This window comes from Sphingobacterium phlebotomi, assembly GCF_008180195.1.
Classification (GTDB): Bacteria; Bacteroidota; Bacteroidia; order Sphingobacteriales; family Sphingobacteriaceae; genus Sphingobacterium; species Sphingobacterium phlebotomi.
On the sequence record NZ_VTAV01000017.1, the window covers coordinates 1 to 22,442 of the forward strand.

At 40.4% G+C, this 22,442-nt stretch carries 15 protein-coding genes; 10 read left to right on the forward strand and 5 right to left on the reverse strand.

The genetic code is table 11. The features are described from left to right. Positions 1 to 217: 217 nt before the first annotated feature. Both FXV77_RS18120 and FXV77_RS18125 read right to left on the reverse strand, forming a co-directional pair. Positions 218 to 2,056, reverse strand: a complete 1,839-nt coding sequence (locus tag FXV77_RS18120; protein ID WP_148920656.1) for a UbiD family decarboxylase — start codon at positions 2,054 to 2,056, stop codon at positions 218 to 220. A gap of 66 nt (positions 2,057 to 2,122) precedes the next feature. After that, complete coding sequence (locus tag FXV77_RS18125; RefSeq protein ID WP_148920657.1) at positions 2,123 to 2,980, reverse strand: Rossmann-fold NAD(P)-binding domain-containing protein; 858 nt, start codon at positions 2,978 to 2,980, stop codon at positions 2,123 to 2,125. Positions 2,981 to 3,192: 212 nt separating this feature from the next. On the opposite strand from FXV77_RS18125, the gene FXV77_RS18130 reads away from it, so the two are divergent. From FXV77_RS18130 to FXV77_RS18145, 4 genes are all read left to right on the forward strand, one after another. Continuing rightward, the gene (locus FXV77_RS18130) at positions 3,193 to 4,437 is read left to right on the forward strand and encodes a deoxyribodipyrimidine photo-lyase (protein ID WP_148920658.1); all 1,245 of its coding nucleotides are present in this window, start codon (positions 3,193 to 3,195) and stop codon (positions 4,435 to 4,437) included. A 129-nt stretch (positions 4,438 to 4,566) separates the two neighbouring features. Next, the gene (locus tag FXV77_RS18135) at positions 4,567 to 7,296 is read left to right on the forward strand and encodes a 2-oxoglutarate dehydrogenase E1 component (RefSeq protein ID WP_148920659.1); all 2,730 of its coding nucleotides are present in this window, start codon (positions 4,567 to 4,569) and stop codon (positions 7,294 to 7,296) included. A 48-nt stretch (positions 7,297 to 7,344) separates the two neighbouring features. Continuing rightward, positions 7,345 to 8,577: a 2-oxoglutarate dehydrogenase complex dihydrolipoyllysine-residue succinyltransferase gene (gene odhB, locus FXV77_RS18140; protein WP_148920660.1), complete on the forward strand. Its 1,233-nt coding sequence runs from the start codon at positions 7,345 to 7,347 to the stop codon at positions 8,575 to 8,577. A gap of 86 nt (positions 8,578 to 8,663) precedes the next feature. Continuing rightward, a complete protein-coding gene (locus FXV77_RS18145; protein WP_148920661.1) occupies positions 8,664 to 9,674 on the forward strand; it encodes a hypothetical protein in 1,011 nt (336 codons plus the stop codon). Between the two features lie 19 nt (positions 9,675 to 9,693). Here FXV77_RS18145 and FXV77_RS18150 read toward each other — a convergent pair whose 3' ends face one another. Next, positions 9,694 to 11,631 carry an LTA synthase family protein gene (locus tag FXV77_RS18150; protein ID WP_148920662.1) on the reverse strand — a complete coding sequence of 646 codons (1,938 nt, stop codon included), beginning with the start codon at positions 11,629 to 11,631 and terminating at the stop codon, positions 9,694 to 9,696. A gap of 146 nt (positions 11,632 to 11,777) precedes the next feature. Between FXV77_RS18150 and FXV77_RS18155 the strand changes: the two genes are divergently transcribed. The 4 genes from FXV77_RS18155 (at position 11,778) to FXV77_RS18170 (ending at position 16,243) form a co-directional block, all read left to right on the forward strand. Continuing rightward, complete coding sequence (locus FXV77_RS18155) at positions 11,778 to 14,396, forward strand: valine--tRNA ligase (protein WP_148920663.1); 2,619 nt, start codon at positions 11,778 to 11,780, stop codon at positions 14,394 to 14,396. Between the two features lie 195 nt (positions 14,397 to 14,591). Continuing rightward, positions 14,592 to 15,035 carry a DUF4488 domain-containing protein gene (locus FXV77_RS18160; protein ID WP_148920664.1) on the forward strand — a complete coding sequence of 148 codons (444 nt, stop codon included), beginning with the start codon at positions 14,592 to 14,594 and terminating at the stop codon, positions 15,033 to 15,035. Continuing rightward, entirely contained in the window at positions 15,032 to 15,445 is a 414-nt protein-coding gene (locus FXV77_RS18165) for a DUF6157 family protein (protein ID WP_148920665.1), read from the forward strand. Before FXV77_RS18160 ends, FXV77_RS18165 begins: the two co-directional genes overlap by 4 nt. Positions 15,446 to 15,493: 48 nt before the next feature. Continuing rightward, positions 15,494 to 16,243, forward strand: a complete 750-nt coding sequence (locus FXV77_RS18170; RefSeq protein ID WP_148920666.1) for an isocitrate lyase/PEP mutase family protein — start codon at positions 15,494 to 15,496, stop codon at positions 16,241 to 16,243. Between the two features lie 25 nt (positions 16,244 to 16,268). Here FXV77_RS18170 and FXV77_RS18175 read toward each other — a convergent pair whose 3' ends face one another. Together FXV77_RS18175 and FXV77_RS18180 are read right to left on the reverse strand one after the other, a co-directional pair. Then, positions 16,269 to 16,988: a hypothetical protein gene (locus FXV77_RS18175; RefSeq protein WP_148920667.1), complete on the reverse strand. Its 720-nt coding sequence runs from the start codon at positions 16,986 to 16,988 to the stop codon at positions 16,269 to 16,271. Beyond that, positions 16,988 to 17,554: an RNA polymerase sigma factor gene (locus tag FXV77_RS18180; RefSeq protein ID WP_148920668.1), complete on the reverse strand. Its 567-nt coding sequence runs from the start codon at positions 17,552 to 17,554 to the stop codon at positions 16,988 to 16,990. Before FXV77_RS18180 ends, FXV77_RS18175 begins: the two co-directional genes overlap by 1 nt. Positions 17,555 to 17,678: 124 nt before the next feature. On the opposite strand from FXV77_RS18180, the gene FXV77_RS18185 reads away from it, so the two are divergent. Then, positions 17,679 to 19,673, forward strand: a complete 1,995-nt coding sequence (locus FXV77_RS18185; protein WP_148920669.1) for a PKD domain-containing protein — start codon at positions 17,679 to 17,681, stop codon at positions 19,671 to 19,673. Next, positions 19,661 to 22,264, forward strand: a complete 2,604-nt coding sequence (locus tag FXV77_RS18190; RefSeq protein ID WP_148920670.1) for a CHAT domain-containing protein — start codon at positions 19,661 to 19,663, stop codon at positions 22,262 to 22,264. Before FXV77_RS18185 ends, FXV77_RS18190 begins: the two co-directional genes overlap by 13 nt. Positions 22,265 to 22,442 lie beyond the last annotated feature (178 nt).

Sequence of the window (22,442 nt, forward strand, 5' to 3'; positions counted from 1 at the left end):
ATAATGACACAAAGAAACATATTAAAAAATTAAATTCATAATTTTTTTTTATTTCTATTAAAAATAAAACAACAAAACAAAGATTTGTTTAAAAAATTAATATAAAAAAATTGATTTCAATACAAAATAGTATTTTCACAATCGTCTATTCCCTGATCCGCGAACCACCATGATTATGCCATTACGGAACATAACGTCGTTATCGCTTGTATCTTCGTTAAATAACCCCATACAAAGATCCCCCCTTGGCACCAAGACGATCTACCCTTCGCTCCACCGTTTCATCTTTTATCAAATCCGGCGCATGATGTGGTTTGCGTCGCGCATCGATAATAACGGGGCCTTTGCAACCCCAATGTTTAAAGGAAGTAAAACTATCGATACCATAGATATCATAGGCGGGATTACTGCGTGTAAACGTTACCCAAACAAAATTATTGACAGTGTCTGCCGTGAAGGCAGCATCATCCGCCAGTACGATCAGTTGAATACCATCCCAATCTTGTGATTGCGCGTCCCTACACCAATCTTCAATAGCATCACCTTCTCCCCGGTATGTTGTAAAGGGCTTCCCGTCAACCACGATAACACCCGGTAGCGGCATTTTTGCCTGATTAAACGGCCCCGGAAAGTCCAAGGAAGATGGAATCTCTTTCCTTAACTCCCGCTTCTTCTTTCCTACTGCTGCAAACGTAACCTTTGAACCAGCATTCAGTCCATCGCCGGAATAATCCAACGTATCAATAGTCGTATTCGTTAGAAAGTGTAAATCACGAGTCAAATCTATACGCTCCAGTATGTGTATAAAAAAATCTGGTATATCATGAATATCCAGTTGCGGATTATCCTCACGCGCAGCAATAAAAAGATATTTTGCCAAACTGAGCTGATTCGTTCCTAAGAGCTGATTGGCAATCGTTAAGACCTCCTGTGGACGGTCCACCTCTTGGTACGGTGTATAACGTTCACTTCCTATCGCAAACAATAATGGATGCACACCTGCAGGGTCGACCGCGTGGACAGCATGCAGACCATTTATCTGCTGCGGGATCGCATTCCCTGTGATTTCATGAATCAATGCACCGAAACTGGTGTCTTCCTGCGGTGGTCTGCCTACTACCGTAAACGACCAGATGGGATTTTGACGATGGTAAACCCTATGCACTTTCATTAGCGGGAATGGATGTGTTAAGCTATAATAGCCAATATGATCACCAAAGGGCCCCTCGGGTTTCGTTTCATTGGGATATACCGTGCCGGTAATGACGAAATCCGCATCTGCGGAAATACAGAACCCTTCTTCATCATAAAAATAACGAAACCGCCGGTTACCCAACGTCCCGGCAAAAATCATCTCGGAGAGACCCTCTGGCAATGGCATTACTGCCGATAATGCGTGCGACGGTGGGCCGCCAACAAAAATACTGACCTTTAAGGGCATCCCAAGCTCGTTAGCCTTTGTTTGATGCACACCGATCCCACGATGTAATTGATAATGGAGACCGATTTCTTGATCCAACACATAGTCGTTTCCAGACAGCTGGATACGATACATCCCTAGATTTGCTTGCATAATACCTGGGTGCGAAACATCTTCTGTATACACTTGCGGCATGGTTACAAAAGCACCACCGTCCATCGGCCAATTGACGACTTGAGGTAATGCAGAAATCTGCGTCTGCCCATATAAAATAGGAGCTCCACTCCTCTTCTTCCACGGCAGCGCACCAAGTGCAACCATGGACGAGCCGACATAAGCAAAGGGATTTTTCAATACCGACATGGGGTTCATCTTGACATCGACCAATTTTTTCACATGGTCTAATGTATCGCGAAACATAAATTTGGAACGGCCGAGTGTCCCAAAGAGATTGGAAACCGCCGGAAATTTAGACCCTTTGATGTTTTCGAAAAAAAGTGCGGGTCCTTCAGCGTCAAACACGCGCATGTGAACAGCCGCCATTTCCAAATAAGGATCGACTTCCTCTTTGATCCGCACCAAATGCCCGTTTTGTTCCAAATCAGCGACACACGCTGCTAAACTGTTGTATCCCATGTCTTGCGAAATATAGTAAACAACAAAAATAACAGAATAACCCGAAAACAGGCATGGCGAAGGAAATTACTCTGCTAAAAGAATTTCTTTTAGTGGTGTAAATTTGAACGGTAAATAGTTGCTCCAGCTATTATCGACTACCCCATTTACTTGCATAAGCCGCAAAAACTCCGAAACCTCTGTATTGTCATTCATATTTCGCCGATATATCAACCCAAACAACCAGTTCGGCAAGGATATAATCCGTTGCACTTTCAATTTCATCTTTAATTTTCGATAAAGGCGATACAAATCAACGGTCGAGATTGCCTCTCCTCCTCCCAATTCTATCACATTGTAATGAAAATTAGGCACGTGTAAAATAGCTTTTAACCACCGTATAAAGTCGTGTATTCCGATAGGCTGAAGCAACCCTCCACCGTATTGTTTGGAATAAAACACAGTCTTGCGAACGGATATCTGCTGGTAAATATCATAGAGTAAACAATCTTTGCCCACAACAATATTTTTCAAAACCACCGTATAGTCCATTTGAAATTCTTTCAACAGATCTAAAATGGGCTGTAAGTACTGTCTGTCCATCAGCCTCGCTACATAAACCAATCTATTGCAATTTAGACGCTTTATTAAGCGGATAAAATTACGCAAGTACAACAATTCCACTTTTACGTTTACCATATCATCCAACGTCGGAACCTGTGTAAAATAAAAAGATGCATCTAAATAGGGAAGCTGGATATCATCTCCTGCGTCTCCCTTCAATAGATCTACTTCAGCTATTTGAGCGTGGATCGGGTCAGACATACGCTGTTCAAACAACTTTCTATTTCTCGTGATAGCGAATAAGCGAAAATTCTCATCGGCCATCAAGCTGGTGCATCGCCGTCCTATATAGTTATTGAGTCCGCTTATCAATATGTCCATAAAAAATTTAGTTATATAATCATCTGATTTCATAACACCATACGACGGTGAATGTTCACAGCAAACTTCATTTGTTACAAAAAAATACGTCTTTATATTTGCGTTACCATTTGTCGCTCCTTTGTAAAAAGACCTCATACGCGTGAATAGCATGATATTTTACCCTATATTTGTGCTAATCGTTAATATCCCCGCTTGGCATTTTTTCTGGTATGACAAAAAAAGTAATTTTAGTTTGGTTCAGGAATGATTTACGTGTTCATGATAATGAAATTTTGCATGAGGCAGTGCAAAAGGGCGACATCGTCATACCGGTTTATTTTTTTGACCCCCGTTATTTCAGAACAAACGACTTAAAATTTCAGAATACGGGCATTATCCGTGCCAAATTTCTTTTGGACACCGTTGCCCATTTTAAATACACCCTACAAGAAATTGGAGCAGACTTACTGGTTTTTCACGAAAAGCCAGAAGATGTAATGGGTACGCTCTGTGCCAAATATGAAGTGACCGAGGTATATCACCACCGAGAAGTTGCCCAAAGAGAAACGAGCATATCAGAACGTGTGGAAGAGGCGCTTTGGAAAGAAAAGATTAATTTGAAGCACTTTATAGGCCATACTTTATATCATAAAGAGGATTTACCCATCCCTATTAGAGATATCCCCGACTCTTTTAACTCGTTCAAGAAAAAAGTAGAAAAAGAGAGCTTTGTACGCCCTGTGCTACCGGCTGTCACTCATATTACGACACATCCGCACTTGGAGGCCACCCACATCCCTACATTGGAAGCGTTAGGTTTTCCACAGGAGGTCTTAGCTTCGTTGGATGATATAGAAGTTCCTTTACAGGGTGGAGAAGGAAAAGCGCTAGAAATGATTGAAATGACGCTTTCTGCAGATTATAATGATATAAACGATTATAACCTTGTATCTCCTTATATAGCAACTGGAGCAGTCTCGCCGGCTCTTTATTATCATAAAATCAAAGCGTTTTATGATCCGTCGAACAAAAAGAAATATGATCGATTACTGATGCGCCTTTTATGGCGGGATTATTTTCGATTTATGTTAAAAAAATATCCAAATATATTTTTTAAGCCAAGTTATTCAGACAAAAGCACGCTGGTTACTTCTGGGGATGACCTAAGGGTGCTTATGCGTAGTGGCAGACATCACCCTGTTATCGACGAACTGATCCATGATCTACAAACAACAGGCAACTTGCCCTATGAGTACCGAGATATTTTAGCTGCCTATATGCTGCAAGAATGGGACGTTAGTCATTTGACTGGGGCGAGTTTTTTTGAAGAATACCTATTGGATTATGCACCAGCAACAACATACGGTTACTGGCTTCATTTTGCTGGATCCGGCACTAGTCCAAAGGACAATTTAAAAATATCGTGGGAAGAGCTTCTGAAGAAGAATTATCAAACAAAAAAGGTTGTAAAATAGCCTTTTGTCATATAATTTCTATACACAACACTATTTGCCATTTAAACTTGTTTTTTATTGCATTTATCCATGACATAATATTTAATATTTGTTAACTTTGGGCAAAATTTTTATACGTAAGATTTCCTCATGGATAAATTAACATATTTGAGTAACGCAGATTCAGGATATATTGACTCGTTATATCAAGCATACAAGGAAGACCCTAATTCAGTAGATGTCAGTTGGCAAAAGTTTTTTGAAGGATTCGATTTCGGACAAACCTACGGAGGAGAAACCATTGCCGAACAAACTCCCGAACACACCATTAAAGAAATCAAAGTATTAAACATGATTCATGGTTATCGTGACCGTGGACACCTGTTTACAGAGACCAACCCTGTTCGTGAGCGTCGCAAGTACTTTCCTGGGAAAGAATTGGAAACGTTCGGTTTATCTGAGGCAGATATGGATACGGTTTTCAACGCCGGTGTGGAAATTGGTCTCGGCCCTGCAAAACTTAGGGATATCCGTCAATTTATTGAGGAGACTTACTGTCGCTCTATCGGTGCAGAATTTCGTTATATCCGCCATCCCGAAAAAATCAAGTTTCTACAAGATCGGATGGAAGCGGATAGAAATATGCCTAACTTCCCGATAGAAAGTAAAAAACGTATTTTAAAGAAACTAAACGAAGCTGTCATTTTCGAGAGTTTTTTGGGCACGAAGTTTTTGGGACAAAAACGGTTTTCGTTAGAAGGTGGCGAGTCCTTGATACCTGCATTAGACTCTGTTATTCAGAAAGGCTCATCGCTTGGCATCGAAGAATTTGTGATCGGAATGGCACATCGTGGTCGTTTGAATGTGCTGTCCAACATTATGGGAAAGCCTTATAAAACCATATTCTCTGAATTTGAAGGGAAAATGTACGAAGCAGATCCAGAAACCCAGTTTGGTGGCGACGTAAAATATCACTTAGGTTTTTCTTCCGATATCACCAGCCAGGAAGGCAAAAACATTCACCTTAGCCTTGCACCAAACCCCTCCCACCTAGAAACAGTGGATGGTGTGGCTGAAGGTATGGTACGCTCCAAAATCGACATGAAATATGCTGGTGATTCTTCCAAGATAGCGCCAATCCTTATCCATGGGGATGCAGCTGTAGCAGCTCAAGGCATCGTTTACGAAACTATACAGATGTCAAAACTGGATGGCTATAAAACAGGTGGTACTATCCATATTGTGATCAACAATCAGGTAGGTTTCACGACCAACTATAAAGAAGGAAGGTCGTCGACTTATTGTACGGATATCGCGAAGGTAACGCTATCTCCTGTTTTCCATGTTAATGGGGACGATGTAGAAGCATTAGTCTACGCAATCAATCTGGCGGTAGAATATCGTCAGAAATATAAAACAGATGTTTTCATTGATTTATTGGGATATAGACGATATGGACATAACGAAGCAGATGAACCGAAGTTTACACAACCTTCGTTATACAAACTCATTGAAAAGCACCCGAATACCTTGGCTATATACGTAGACAAACTTATCAAACAAGGTTCTGTCGATGCTGAATATGCCAAAACATTAGAAAAAGATTTCCGTGCTATTTTACAAGATCGTCTGGATGCGGCAAAAACCGTAGAGGAAATTAGTGATGAACGCCCGATGTTTGCTGGTGCCTGGAAAGGCCTTCGTCCGTCAAAATCATCGGATATTGGCAAACCGGTGATTACCAAAGTTACCAAGACATTATTTTTAGAATTGGCAAAGGAACTGAACACCTTGCCAAAAGATAAAAAATTCTTCCGGAAAATTACGAAGGTGTATGAGGATCGGTTAAAGATGATCGACACCGACAAATATGACTGGGCTATGGGCGAGCTAATGGCTTATGCTACCTTGTTGAATGAAGATTATCGTGTCCGTATCTCCGGACAGGATGTACAACGTGGCACGTTCTCTCATCGTCATGCTGTAGTAACACTGGAAGATTCAGACGAAACGTATACACCGCTCAGTAAATTGAAAGGGGGAGATAAATTCAATATTTATAACTCGCTTCTTTCAGAATATGCTGTACTCGCTTTTGAATACGGTTATGCATCAGTTAATCCAAATTCATTAACGATTTGGGAAGCACAATTTGGTGACTTCGCCAATGGTGCACAGATTGTATTTGATCAATATATCTCCTCGGGAGAGACCAAATGGAAACGCTCAAATGGACTCGTTATGCTTCTTCCACACGGAATGGAAGGACAAGGACCGGAGCACTCTTCTTGTCGTATCGAACGTTATCTGGAGCTGAGTGCAAACGACAATATTATTGTAGCGAATTGTACAACACCAGCAAACTACTTCCATCTGCTACGTCGTCAGCTTCACCGCGACTTCCGTAAACCGTTGGTCGTAGCAACGCCAAAAAGCCTATTACGTCATCCGAAAGCCGTTTCTTCCCTTGCTGATTTTACGCAAAAAAGCTTTCAAGAAATAGTAGACGATGCAAACGTAACGGCTAGATCTGTAAAACGTGTCGTTTTATGCTCGGGTAAGATCTATTACGATTTACTGGAAAAACAAGAAACGGATAAACGTAAAGATGTTGCATTGGTGCGTGTAGAACAATTATTTCCGATTGCATTCGATCAACTTGACGCGCTGCGTAAAAAATATGCGAAGGCAGAATTTGTATGGGTACAAGAGGAGAATGAAAACATGGGAGCATGGCCTTTCTATTGCCGTAAACTCAGTGGTTCATCGCTGAACCTAAGCGTTATTGCCCGCCCGGAAAGCGGATCTCCGGCTACAGGCTATATGAAACGTCATTTGGCACAACAAGCAGAGATAATTAATAAAGCATTCGAAATATAAAACATATCAACAAGTATCCTTGTTGTTGATATAATAGAAAACAAAAATATGAGCTTAGAAATCAAAGTGCCTGCCGTAGGAGAATCGATCACAGAGGTGACCTTGGCACAATGGCTAAAACAAGATGGCGATTACGTTGAAATGGACGAAAACATCGCTGAATTGGAATCCGACAAAGCAACTTTTGAATTACCTGCAGAAAAGGCAGGAATCCTTAAAATTATTGCACAAGAGGGTGACACTTTAGAAATTGGTGCGGTAGTATGTACCATCGAAGATGGGGATGCTCCAGCTGGGGGTGCAGATAAAAAAGAAGAAGCTCCTGCTGAAAAAGAGGAAACAACTGCACCAGCAAAAGAAGAAACGGAAAGCTCAGATTCTTATGCTGCGGGAACAGCATCTCCGGCTGCAGCGAAAATATTAAGAGAAAAAGGAATCGACCCGTCTACCATCAAAGGTACGGGCAAAGATGGCCGTATTACCAAAGAAGACGCTGAGAAAGCGCAGGCAAAACCGGCAGCACCTAAAGCAGAAAGCAAACCTGCCACGGAGCCAGCTGCATCTGCACCTGCTCCGGGCTCACGCAATGAACGTCGGGAAAAGATGACGTCGCTGCGTAAAACCATTGCGAAGCGTTTGGTCACGGTGAAGAATGAAACGGCGATGTTGACTACGTTTAACGAGGTAAACATGCAGCCTATCATGGATCTCCGTGCGAAATACAAAGATGCCTTTAAAGAAAAACATGGTGTTGGGTTAGGGTTCATGTCCTTCTTTACGAAAGCGGTAACCATGGCGTTGAAGGAGTGGCCAGCGGTTAACGCACGTATAGAAGAAAACGAAATCGTTTATTCAGACTTTGCCGATATTTCTATTGCCGTATCTGCTCCTAAAGGTTTGGTGGTTCCGGTTATCCGCAACGCAGAATCCATGAGCTTATACCAGATAGAAAAAGAGGTCATTAACCTAGCGACAAAAGCACGTGATAACAAATTAACTATTGAGGAAATGACAGGTGGAACATTTACGATCACCAACGGGGGTGTGTTTGGCTCCATGATGTCTACACCGATCATCAACGCCCCTCAATCGGCTATTTTGGGCATGCATAACATCGTGCAACGTCCAGTAGCAGAGAATGGGCAAGTGGTTATCCGTCCGATGATGTATATTGCATTATCGTATGATCACCGCACCATCGATGGTCGTGAATCCGTAAGCTTCCTCGTTCGCGTGAAGCAATTACTGGAGGACCCTGCACGGTTATTATTGGAAGTGTAAAGATACGCTCATACTTTTTAAAAGGTCGTCTTCTTCATAGGACGACCTTTTTTCTGAAAATACGTATTGCTGAACAAATATTGCTCATGAAAGAATATATACTCGTTTTAGCTATTGCCCTCTTGTGCTGCGGCGTTACCTCAATATCCAAAGCACAGCAACAAATGGGTTTAGAAGTCGATTTCTTTGGATATGTTGATAACAGAGAATATAAATCCAGTTACACAGAAGACAAGACTTTCCTAGGCACCATTTTATCGCCTAAACTGTATTTTGCCTTAGACAGCAACCACCGCATTTATGGCGGGCTTCATTATAATCAAGACTTCGGCATACATCAGGAAAATAAGGAACGTATCTCCCCAATTGCTTACTATAATTTCCGCAATAAAAATATTGATTTTGCATTAGGACATATGCCCCGTCATGAGCGATTGGCAGACGTGCCCCGAATGGTATTGGCGGATACCTTTATGTATGACCGTCCGAATATAGAGGGTATGTATTTTGCATTTCAGAATCGATATATCAAGCAAGCTATCTATATCGATTGGCTAAGCAAACAAAGCTATCATCAGCGGGAACGTTTTGTAGTCGGCCTTTCGGGAAAATATACTTTCGGCAGCTTCTATGTAGCCGATGATGCACTACTCTACCATAACGCAAAAACGAGCAATGAGGAGCTTGAAGATAATATACAGGATAATGGTATCGTGCTTTTGCGTATAGGTGCTGATTTAAGTCGCAAGACATTTTTGGATTCCCTTACTGTAGATGCCGGTATGGCCATTGGCTTCGACCGCGTACGCAACGAGTACGACCTCCGTGTAGCAAGAGGCTTTATTTCCAACATTTACATCGGATATAAACAGTTTTTCCTCGGCAATACCTTATATCTTGGTGATGCCCAAAATCTTCCCAATGGAGATTCGTTCTATCACCGTGATACCTACGATCGTCTTGATTTGGGCTGGACACCTTTCAGAAAGGGAAATCTGGAAGGGAGATTTACAGCATCGTTCCATTTTGCCCCCGATCAGGTCAGTAACCAACAAGCATTTACCCTGCGATACAGGTTCGGCAAAACGTTATTTTAAAGTAATGGACTTGGCCTTCTTAAGGTACAACCAAATGGTTATGGATCATACGGTTATTATATTGCTGGATGAAAGCCTTCAAGCTACGTTCTAAGCTATCCGCGACCTGCGTCTCGTTCGTCAATATATCATGTTGCTCTAAGCGATCTTCTTTCAAGTTAAATAAAGAAATTGGTTTTTCTCCATCGTGCGTCATAAAATATTCGTCTTGGAAAAAGCTATAGGTACCGCTAATGTTATTAACCAAGAAATTATTCCTATCATTGGAAAAAGCATCAAAACCAAACGAAAAATAGGGTTTATTATAGCCGAGATAATTCATTACAGTCGGCATAATATCAATTTGCTGCACCAATTTATCCGAAATACCGCGCAAGTTTTCATCTTTTCGGTGATAGAAGATAATCGGAATAGCCACACTATTAGCGGACGTCTTATATTCGGGCAAATGGCTTACGGTCGCGTGATCAGCACAGATAACGAACAAAGTATTGTCAAACCATGGCATTTGTGAGGCCGTCTTGAAAAACTGCCGTAAAGCATAGTCGGTGTAACCCACAGGCTCCTGCACCGGGAGAGGACCTTTCGGAAATTTGCCCTCGTATGGAGCGGGTACCTTAAAGGGGTGGTGAGATGACAAAGAAAAAAAGCCAGCAAAAAAAGGTTGCTGGAATCCGTTCAGCTCTTTTGCCATAAATTGCATGAAAGGCTCATCCCAAATCCCCCATATCCCATCAAAATCTTGGTCATTATTATATTCATTCTTCCCAAAATAATGCCGGACTCCCGCAAGTTGCATATATGCCGAAAATCCCATACTACCATTGGGCGCTCCATGGAAGAATGCGGTTTCATACCCTTCATCGCCCAATAGCTTCGCCATACTTGTTGTCTTATTTCCAGAGTAGATAGACAGTACAAAAGGCTCGCCTATCGATGGAATTCCTGTGATAATCGAAGGTAATGCATCAATAGATTTTCGGCCGTTCGCAAATGACCTAGAAAACGTATAAGAATCTTCAATCAAGGTATCCAAAAACGGTGTGTATCCTTTGTAATTTCCGTCTTGTATATCTTTGTTCAACGCCCCGATATGCTCCTTCGCAAAACTCTCCAGAATCAATATCACAACATTCATTTTCTTAAATTCAGCAGTGTCATCGGGTTGATGAACAACCGGATAAATCTTTTCTAGTTCTTCTTCGGTATAATAATGCGCCTCCTGGAGCTGGACGGCCTTTAATGTTTTTAATATACTAAAGGGTGTATTCAACACGATATTCATTTCTTCGGGGTTATGTACGTAATCGCCCGCATTACTCAGTGTGATTGGACGCGTACTGTGCGCCCATCCGCCACGAACCCCTCCTACAAACATAAAAGCAACCAATAGAAATAATGCAGCATGGGTGGTATAAAATGGGAAAGAACGTTTTTTTTGAGGGCGGTATACGATAACAATACAAGCAATGGCTCTTACCACGAACACCAAGGCAATAAATAGCAGCACCAATTCCCAATACCCCCATACAAAATCAAAAGCCAGTTTAGTGAGATTCTCTTCGTTGGCAAATTGGCTAAACACTGTTCCTGTTGTCCTTTTTAATGTAAAAGGATAATAAGCATAGTCGATCAGATTTAATGCGACGCCGAAACTATTGGTAATAATAAAAACCCATTGCGCAATTTTTTGATATGAACGAGCATACTTAAATAAGAAAGGTATTGCCTGCATTAAAATATAGAGGATATTCAGATATAACAAAGCGACCACGTCAAACTTAACCCCGCCCCATAACATCAGGAGGAAATCATCAGTGTCTACATTAGGAAAAAGCGAACTATTATAAGCGTAAAATCCTATACGCAACAAAGCGTACAAAAGCAATAATAGAAGAAATTGAATAGCTAACAACCAAAAGGTGTTGACCAAGTTATAAGACACCCTATATTTCATCAGACAAAGTAAAAAAGAAATCTTCCTAAAGATAAATTAACATAAAATTAACTACAAATTTACGTAATATTATACATTAAAAGGTTATTAGTACAATTGCTGCTAATTCTGTATTTTTGCGTTTCGATTTTTGAACGATTACAATAATGAGCATAGCAAAAACTTATAACCCAAAAGAAGCTGAAGAAAAATGGTATTCTTACTGGATGGAGAACGGTTTTTTCCGTTCTACGCCCGATGAACGCGAACCATACACGATTGTGATGCCTCCACCAAATGTCACCGGTGTGCTGCACATGGGGCATATGTTGAATAACACTATTCAGGACGTCTTGATACGCCGTGCGCGTATGCAGGGTAAGAACGCTTGCTGGGTACCCGGTACTGATCATGCCTCTATTGCTACAGAAGCTAAAGTGGTCGCTATGCTGAAAGAGCGGGGCATCGATAAAAAATCGTTGAGCCGCGAGGATTTTCTGAAACATGCTTGGGAATGGAAAGAGAAATACGGTGGTATCATCTTAAAACAACTGGAAAAATTAGGTGCATCGTGCGATTGGAAGCGCACGAAGTTTACGATGGATCCTGATTTATCTGAAGCCGTTATCGATACCTTCATTAAGTTTTACAAAGAGGGTTACATCTATCGTGGTGTACGTATGGTAAACTGGGATCCCCAGGGAAAAACTGCGCTTTCAGACGAAGAGGTTATCCGCAAAGAAGTCAACCAGAAACTATATTATGTTCGCTATAAAATCAAAGATAGCCAAGACTATATCATTATTGCCACTACTCGTCCCGAAACGATCATGGCAGACACAGCCATCTGTATCAATCCCAATGATGAACGCTATCAGCATCTCCAAGGAAAAACAGTCCTTGTTCCTTTAGTAAATCGTGAAATTCCGATTATCCAGGACGAATATGTCGAAATGGAATTCGGTACAGGTTGTCTGAAAGTAACACCAGCACACGATTTGAACGATTACGAATTAGGACAGAAGCATAATCTTCCTGTTATCGATATTTTGAACGATGACGGAACGCTAAATGAAAAAGCGCAAATACTCGTTGGTGAAGACCGTTTCATTGCACGAAAGAAAACGGTTAAAATGTTAGAGGAGGCTGGTCAGATTGAAAAAATCGAAGACTATAAATCGCAAGTCGGTTTCTCTGAACGTACGGATGCTGCTATTGAACCAAAGCTCTCTATGCAATGGTTTTGCAAAATGGATAAGTTAGCTACACCGGCTTTGGAATATGTGGAAAATGGAACGATCAAATTGATTCCGGAAAAATTCTTTGCTTCATACAAGCATTGGATGGAAAACGTAAAAGATTGGTGTATTTCCCGTCAACTGTGGTGGGGACAGCGTATTCCTGCTTGGTACAACGAAAATAATGATTGGGTGGTCGCCAAAACAGAAGCAGAAGCTGTACAAGCTTTTGAAGCGCAAGGAAAATCTGCAACGGGTCTCCGTCAAGAGGATGACGTATTAGACACTTGGTTTTCCTCAGGTTTATGGCCGATGTCTGTATTCGATGGGGTACGCCATCCGGAAAACGAAGAATTCCAATATTACTACCCAACCAATGATTTGGTAACGGCACCGGAGATTCTGTTTTTCTGGGTTGCGCGAATGATTATCATGGGGCATGATTATACACAAAAACCTCCATTCCGAAATGTATATCTAACGGGGATCGTGCGTGATAAATTGGGTCGAAAAATGTCCAAATCACTAGGCAATTCACCCGATCCCATTGAGCTGATGGAACAATATGGTACCGATGGCGTACGTGTGGGTATGCTTCTCTCCTCTCCGGCCGGTAATGACCTCATGTTCGACGTGGCTTACTGTGAACAGGGGCGGAATTTTGCCAATAAAATCTGGAATGCATTCCGTTTGGTCAAAGGTTGGGAAAGTACCGATACACCGGCTACGGCGGCACAAAAAACGGCCGCAGAATGGTTCGAGAACCGTTTCAACCAGGCCGTCGTCGAAATCGACGAACATTTTGCAAATTATCGTCTTTCAGACGCTTTGATGGCAACCTACAAACTCATTTGGGATGACTTCTGTGCTTGGTATTTAGAATTGGTAAAACCGGCTTACCAAGCACCTATTGAGCAGGAAACCCTTGAAACTGTTAAAGGGTTCTTCCAAAAGGTATTGACACTGGCTCATCCTTTTATGCCCTTCCTGACTGAGGAGCTATGGCATGATGAATTATTTGGATCGCGAGAAGTCAAAGATTGTGTTATCGTGGCTCAATATCCTACTGTACAAGCTTATGACGAGCAAATCATCAGGGAATTCGCTACGGTACAGCAAATCATTTCGGAGGTGCGTAATGTACGGAACACGAAGGGTATGTCGCCTAAGATCGCCCTGCCATTGGCCATAAACAGCACCGAGATTGATTTCGCAAAATACCAAGATGGCATTATCAAATTAGCGAATGTTTCGGATTTAACCTTCGTGCAGGACAAGGTAACCGGCGCATTAAGTTTTCTTGCCGGAAAGAGTGAATGCTACGTAAAACTCGATACGGAGAATATCGATGTAGAAGCGGAACGTGAACGTATTACAAAAGAAATCGTTTATCTTCAAGGGTTTCTGGTTTCTGTTGACAAAAAGCTATCCAACGAACGTTTCATACAAAATGCCAAAGTGGAAGTTGTGGAAAACGAACGGAATAAAAAAGCTGATGCCGAAGCTAAAATTAAGATTTTAGAAGAAAGCTTAGTTAGTTTGGGATAGATCAGCTTATTACATACAATCTTCTTAACACCAGGAATTCTCTGTCTTTAATGCACTAAAATATAGTTTCTATAATTAAGCAATAGTCAAATATCAAAACGGTTGTTAATACAAAAACAAAAATATTTCAAATATTATCATTATAATTATGTGTAATTAACAGATATAGGTAACTTGAAATAAAAAGCCACATACATGAAAAGGATAAAAATCATCTTAACAATTGGTCTTTTCTTGACTTGCTTTGCTGTAGAAGCGCAGGAAAAAGAAAAAGCGCTCGACGGTGTTTGGGAACTTAAGAAAAGTACCAGAGGCGATGGCGAAATCATAAATATCCCCATGGGATTCTTTAAAATTTTTGATTCCAATGGAAATTTCTCAAACATGCGACTTAACCAAAAGGGAGCATTTCTTTCACATAAAGGAACATATGAAGTGACCGGAACAGACAAATATGTTGAAACAGTAGAAATTCAGGCAGGATCTGGAATCGATAAAAAGCAAACTAGTCTGCATTATACCCTTTCCGAAGACAATTGTACTTTAACCTTAACGGGAGACGTCTTATTAAATGAAGGAAACCATCGCCATAAATTATATGAAGTCTGGGAAAAGGTCAGCATATACGAGGAACGATGAAAACCCATACAACAAACTATATTGACACCTTCATTACCGTAGCGGATGATACTAAAGCGGCTTCTGGAACGATACCACCATCCAGAGGCGATAAAAAGACGATTGCGGAAATGCAGTATGAACTGTTGGCGCAAAACCCTTATAAATTTTCATCCGATGATGTGCTGTTTCAAGTGTTTGCTGATCGGAACGATTTAACTGAAGCAGAATACGAACAGGCGCGAAAACATTTTTTTTCCAAAGGGCAACCTTGCTTCCGAGCCTCTCCCCTAACGAAGACATATGGTTTTGGTGTCCATTATGATAATCAGGGAAAAATGGCTATTTATGGTATGGAAACTCAAGACTACGAAAAGTTTGTCGCCGATAAACAGCTAAAGCATGTTAAAGCGATGAAATCTAGCAAATAGAAAACCAAACCTCCTTCCTGCTGTTCTTCTAGTAAAAACACATTAATTATGTCTTATACTATATTTAAACAGCTTCATCAAGAAAATCAGGTATTAGTACTAGGAAACGTATGGGATGCGCAAAGCGCGAAAGTAGCACAAGACGCGGGATTTAAAGCACTGGGCAGTTCTAGCCACGCTATCGCTAATCTTTTAGGATATGATGATGGAGAACAGATATCGGTGGACGAAATCCTTTTTATGGTGGAACGAATCGTGAAAGCCGTTGACATCCCCGTATCGGTGGACTTCGAAGCCGGTTATTCCGACGATCCTGATACTGTAGCCAAATATGTGCAACAATTGGTTGACATAGGGGTGGTAGGCATCAACCTGGAAGATGGAAAAGTCATTGATGGCGAACGAAAATTATTAGATGCTCCGTTATTAGCGGAAAAAATCAAAGCGATCAAGACCAATACACCTGATGTGTTTGTCAATGCTCGGGCAGATACTTACACGACAAAACACGCACAAGCACTGGAAGAATCCATTAAGCGAGCTACTTTATACGAAGAATTCGGCGCCGACGGACTCTTTATTCCGCTTGTGGAAACAAAAGAAGATATTCAAAAAATAGTTTCGTCTACCCAGCTTCCGCTCAATGTTTTCTTAACCGATAATCTACCCGATTTGGACACATTACATCAATGGGGTGTGAAACGACTAAGTCACGGAGCGAAAATTTATGAATGGCTGGTTGAAAAGAATGTAGACGTATTTCAGTATTTTGTAAATGACCCTAGGCTTCCAAAATAAAATTAGGGCTTTACAAGCCCCAATTTTATTTCATCTTATCTAGTAATTTTTGTGCTTTATCGTAAATTTTAGATGATTGATCGATATTCGATAATCTTTCCTTTGCTTGGTCTGCTTGCTCAGATTCCATTAGTGCAACAGCTAAATAATAAATAGCCTCTTGTTGAAAAACGGATTCGCCATCGGCCAAAGGCAATAGATACTTCTCAGCTTCATCAAATTTCTTCTCGCCTATTAAACTAAGTCCGAGGTAGAATTGATACTGTAGAACCGCTTCGTCTGTTTGAGATAACTCTAATAAAATCGAGGTGCTTTTAGGATAATCTTTAGCATTAAAAGCCTCCACAGCGCGCTCATAACTATCTGCTTCGCTACTTTGGTTTCCACGTACAACTTCCGAACGCATTTCGGGGAGTTCATATAATGCAGTATCTGATGGGAAGAAGACAAATTTCGCAACAATTAGGATACAGGCTGCAGCAGCCACGGGTATAAGCCACTGTTTCCAAGAAACAACTTTGCCTTTTTCTCTTCTATATTTTGTATCCACTTCCGCAATTGTAGTACGCAAGGCCTGCTCGCCGGACGAAAGCCTACGGGTAAGCAAATCGGTTATTTCTTCCTGCAATGCCAACTCTGCCCGAAATTCAGCATCACTTTCATAAAGCATATCAAATAGCTCTTTATCTTCAGCTGATAAGACCTTGTCAATATAATCCTGAATAAGTTCTTCTCTGGGTTTCATTATTTATTGTCTTTAAAAAAAGGATGAGCTTTAACTTTGTCACCCAATTTTGCCATACATTCACTTTTTTTCTTCCTGAGATATGCATACGTAAGTCCGAGAGACACTGCTATCTTTTCTTGATTCTTAGATACCATGCAACGCTTAATAATTTCTCGGCACCGTTCGCCTAACGTATCTAAGAGTTCCATCAATATGTTTTCTTTTTCAACCAATGTCATGTGTTCCATATACGCTGTTTGTGAATCATCTTCCATATCAAATACATGGTTCTCCACATTTGTTACCTCTTTGTTTTTTCTTTTTTTCAATTCGTTCAGCCATTTTCTTTTGCAAACCAACAACAGAAAAGATTCAAAAGAGGTCGTTAATTGAAAATCTTTATATTTCGCCATATGGTAAATATCCACCAATGACTCCTGTAGAATATCAAAACCATCGTCATCACTCCCGCTATTATAACGGATTAATGCAACTACTTTATCCGCAAATTTTCGATAGATATGCTGTATCCCCTCTCCATTATTCTGGAGTAGAAATTGAATATATTTTTGATCGCTGTGCATCAACTTGGTCAGATTTTTTTCATTATAATAAATTGTTAAATTTTACCTATCGGTTTTCTTAAGTTTATAACAAATTAAGTTATTTTTGAAAATAATACAAAAGATTTTTACCAATTGGTAAGTTATGAAAAGAAAACTCTACTACCTGTTTGTGGCTTTTTATTGCCATGTTGCTTTCGGGCAGGACAGCTTGTTGGTACGGCAGGACACGTTTCCATCATCTATCCAAACGGAATATCTAACAAATAGTATTAAGTTTACCCCGGTTATACGACCGCTGGTTCCCATTCCGGGAGGCCGCCAGGCCTATTACACTTATTTATGGGATTTTGGAGATGGTCAATTCAGTACGCAGGAGTCGCCGGAACACCAATACGAAAAGTCCGGTGAATATGATGTTTCCCTATATATTGTTAACAATTACGATAATGGTCCTCGTCCGAAAAAGCCTAAAACGAAAGTGAAAGTCGAATCCAAATTAGCACATACAGATAAACTTCCGAATACATTCGAACGCAATTTTTTCAAATCGAACGAAGTTTTTCAACTATTCAAGAACGCCAACGCCGTACCTGGCGAAGACATGTCGTTAGTCGTTGGCGTGAAACCAAATGCTTCTAAGGGAAAAATCTTGGTGTTAACTAACGAAAAGCTAATCAATCCCAATGGTTTCGTTGTTGCTAATCAAAGTCGTTATCATAATGAAAATATTCTTTCTGTTGAACGCAAGAGAGAATTGGAATCACTATGGGCAAATGTAACGCATACCTCCATTACGCAAAGTGGTAGCCCCGATTATGGCATCCGTGAGGAGTTAAATTTTACAGGCAATGAAGCCGCACGTTTTTTCAACAGCCTGTTGGACGAATACAATACCGTTACCCAATACGAAATCGAGGGCGATGTGGGGGATACCCAATTTTCTATTATCAATCTGGATATTACCCCCGAAATGCTTGCGGATACGAACGCCATTGTCACGGTTACTGGAATATATCTTGCGGACGGAGGCAACCCTGTTATTCATAAACTTGACGTACCCATCATCAAATCACATGATCCTAATAAAATGTCTGTAAGACCTGCCCTAATGGATTATCGTTTACAGTTTAAAAAGAAAGTGCTGACCTATAAAGTGCAATTTCAGAATGATGGCGAAGGTGACGCAAAAAGTATCCGTTTAGAAATGTATTTTCCCAATCAAGTAGATCTTAATACCTTTGAACTAGTCAACCTTTACCCAAAATGCGACACTTGTTTAACCGAACAAGATTTGGGATGTTATACGTATCAGATTAAAGATGACGACAAGATCATTTTCCATTTTCGTGGAATTGCATTACCCGGGACAGCTTCGCCCACGATTACGGATCAAGATAGCACAAAAGGGTTTATCCGCTTTACATTGAAATCGCATAAAAAATTGCAAAACAGGTCACTCCCGAGCTATACCAATATCTACTTTGATAAAAACGATCCCATTCGTACCAATACTTCAACTGCCCGTTTCCGTCCGGGATTATCCCCGATAGTGACATTGGGGTTAAATGCACCCGCCAAACATCCCAATGATGACATCGGAAAATTAACAAAAGGACTGACTTTGGGTGTAGGACTTGCACCTATCGCTCCTTATAAGAAGCCCTATTGGCAGGTCGAACTTTATGCGAGTACATTCGGGGTGGATTATGCCGCCTCCTTTTTGGACCGAAAAGGGGAAATACCGCTGCCCAACGAGAGAGGGGGCGTAACTTACTATGGGTACAGCGGTATAGATAGCACCGCTAAAAAAAAATACCTCAGCCTACAAGTACCCGTACAGATTCGCTACAATATTAGTCGATACGTATCCGCAGGCGTGGGTGCACTTGTGAAAACAAATGTTAATTTGCAAAATGATCAGCAAACAACCTATCATTTAATAAATGCTAACGGGGTGCAAACAGCGCATACAGTAGACATACCAACGGAGAAGGAGAAGCTGTCACCTTTGTTATTTTCACCTTTGGCAGACCTAAATATAGGGCGCACTTATTTGGGGCCTGCATTCGGCGTACGCTACCATTTTGACAAAATGTATAAGAGCAATCTCAATTTCTATTTGGTGTGGCGATTGTAAGGACATTCCTACTCGGGTTTATTTTCAGTTGTTTCGCTTGTAAGAACCAAACGGAGGTACATGTACTGGACAACACATCGTTGGATTCCATAGCAACCTCTTTAATCGATTCGCTTGGAGAATTGGCATACGATCATTATGCTTCGTTTGAAAAACAACCCGATATCCTCCTCAAACCGATAGAAAATAAGGTGCTTAACGAAGCACAGAAAGAAACATATATTTGGATTTTAATCAACATGGCATATAGTTTTCAAGAACACAGCCGTTTTTTAGCGTCCATCAAATATTATGAAAAGGCATTATTGTATGATAATGAAAACAACGTGCTGAATCTAGCGGATAGATTAACCTATATATACAAACCACTTGCTAATAATTACACGGTGATTGCGGACTACGAAAAGGCAGAAAAGTTGCAGTTAAAAAGTATACATGAAGCACAGAACAACGAAACAAAAGCATCGTTCTACCACAACCTTGCTCTCCTATATGTTTACAAGGGTGAAAATGAAAAATCAAAAGACGCGGCGCTTTCCGGGTTAACATACAGCACAGAAAACGGTTATTTGAAAGTTCTTTTACATTATTCCCTGTCTTCTGCCTATGTTACTTTGAATGATATAGATTCTGCTAAATGGCATAATAATTTTGCCCTTCAAGTCGCAAATACATTGCCTATGGACGAAAACTTGGCCTTGAGCAAAATCCCGGTGCTTGAACGAAGATCTTTATTTCTATTACAAGAAGATCAAACAGATTTAAGCAGAAAATATCTCTTAGAAGCCTTATCAGTGGAAGAAACCTTTTTTCCTCACACCCGTTTTAGAGAAAAAGCCAATCTTTATAATTCACTTGGTGAGAACTTTTTAATAAAAGACGAATTTACACAAGCTAAAGTCTGTTTCGAAGAAGCAAAGAAGTTATTCAATGACCACGTCGTTTCATCCGATATTTCAAGCTATACTAAAATCTCCGTATTAAAAAACTTAGGTTTGATTTGCGCGAAACAGCATATAGATTCCGCATTTTATTATTTTGAGCAAGCAATTGAAGAAGATTTTGCTTTCCAACAAAACATTACAAGCAAAAGCAGTCATATTACCGGAAATAAATGGAACCAACATCTTTTAAGCCTGGTTTTCAATCACATTGGAAATCCAGAAGATTTTGATCAAGAAAAGCTGGCCAAGCTCCTGTGGTTGACAGAACTAGCAAAAGGTCGTATGCTTTGGAACGACATCAATAGGGCAACGTTTTGGGAAAGTGATACCGCCGAGTTAAGCCAAGGAATGAGACAACTCCAGCAGCTTTATTTGATACGGGATAACCTAATGGATAGTACTGATATCAAAGAAATAAATCAATCGATTCAATCCATGCTCACTGATTTTCAATTAGAAGAGCAGTATTTTACAAGAAAAGTGGCACTGCCAAACTTCGATAATTTCCAAAAACAACTGACCGGCAGCTTATCTATAACGTATTCCTATTTCATCCATTCGGATAGTAGCTTATCCATATTCAAGGTAGATAACGGTAAAATTTCCTACAGACATCAGAAGAATATAGGTCTATTAGACTCCATTGCTCAATTTAAAACAGATTATTTTTCGACATCCCCTCATCTCTTCAACAACAATCCAAAACGTTATTTTACCAGAGCACAACACTTGAAAAACCAGTTATTACCCTTCCTCCCATCGCGACCTATAACACTCCGGCTCTCGCTTCATGATGAGTTGTATGTTCTCCCTTTTGATGCACTAAGCGAATCTAACAGGTTTTTGATTGAAGACTTCGATATTCAATACGTCAATTCCCTTTTAATTAAAGATTTGTATCCCAACACATCATTTTACAATCCTCAAATCAATATTCTGTACCGGGACAAATACAGCGCTCCACTTGCTGATCTTCATTTTGTAAAAAAAGAAGTGGACAACCTCCAATCGCATTATAAAACGACAACTTTCTCTTATGAAGATTTACCTTTAAGAAAGTTGGAACATGCCTTCAAAACATCATCTATTATACATATTGCAGCTCATACAGTTGTCACACCAAAGCAAGAAGCCAGATTGCTCCTTCACCAATCGATTTCCGCCGATCAACTTCGCTATTATCATATCAAATCACCATTAGTCGTTCTATCGGCCTGCAATACTGCATCAGGCAATCTTCTTCCCTCCGAGGGATTAGAAAGTATCAATAGGGCGTTCTTAAGTAAAGGGATTCCGGGCGTTATGGCAACACATTGGTTCGCTAGCGATGATGCTATGCTTGGTATCATGGCAAAATTCTATAATGAATTGACCACATGTAAAAGTCCTATCCGTGCTCTCGCAGAAGCTAAAAGACAGTACCTTTCCGAACAATCGGCGTTAGGTTCTAATCCTTGGTACTGGTCTAATATTGCGTATACCGGAACAGATATAAAAATAGACTTGCAAAAGTATGCAAGTCTACGCCAATCTGCATGGAAAATTTTAGTTCTTTCCCTTGTTCTAGCCAGTTGCCTTTATGGCATATTAAGGTTTACAAAGTTTAAAAACAAACAATATAAAACCTACCATAAACATCAGAAATGATTCGTTTGGTATCATCCTCTGCTGTATGCTTTCATGGCTTCCCTGAGGCACGTCAAAATTCTTTTCCATAATTTAAATCATTTGATGTTTTAAACCTCTTTTTTTCTTTTGAAGTGTTGATGTCGTTTTAAGAACAATCATCCTCGATAAAAGTTTTTCCATAATGTTAATTTTTTAG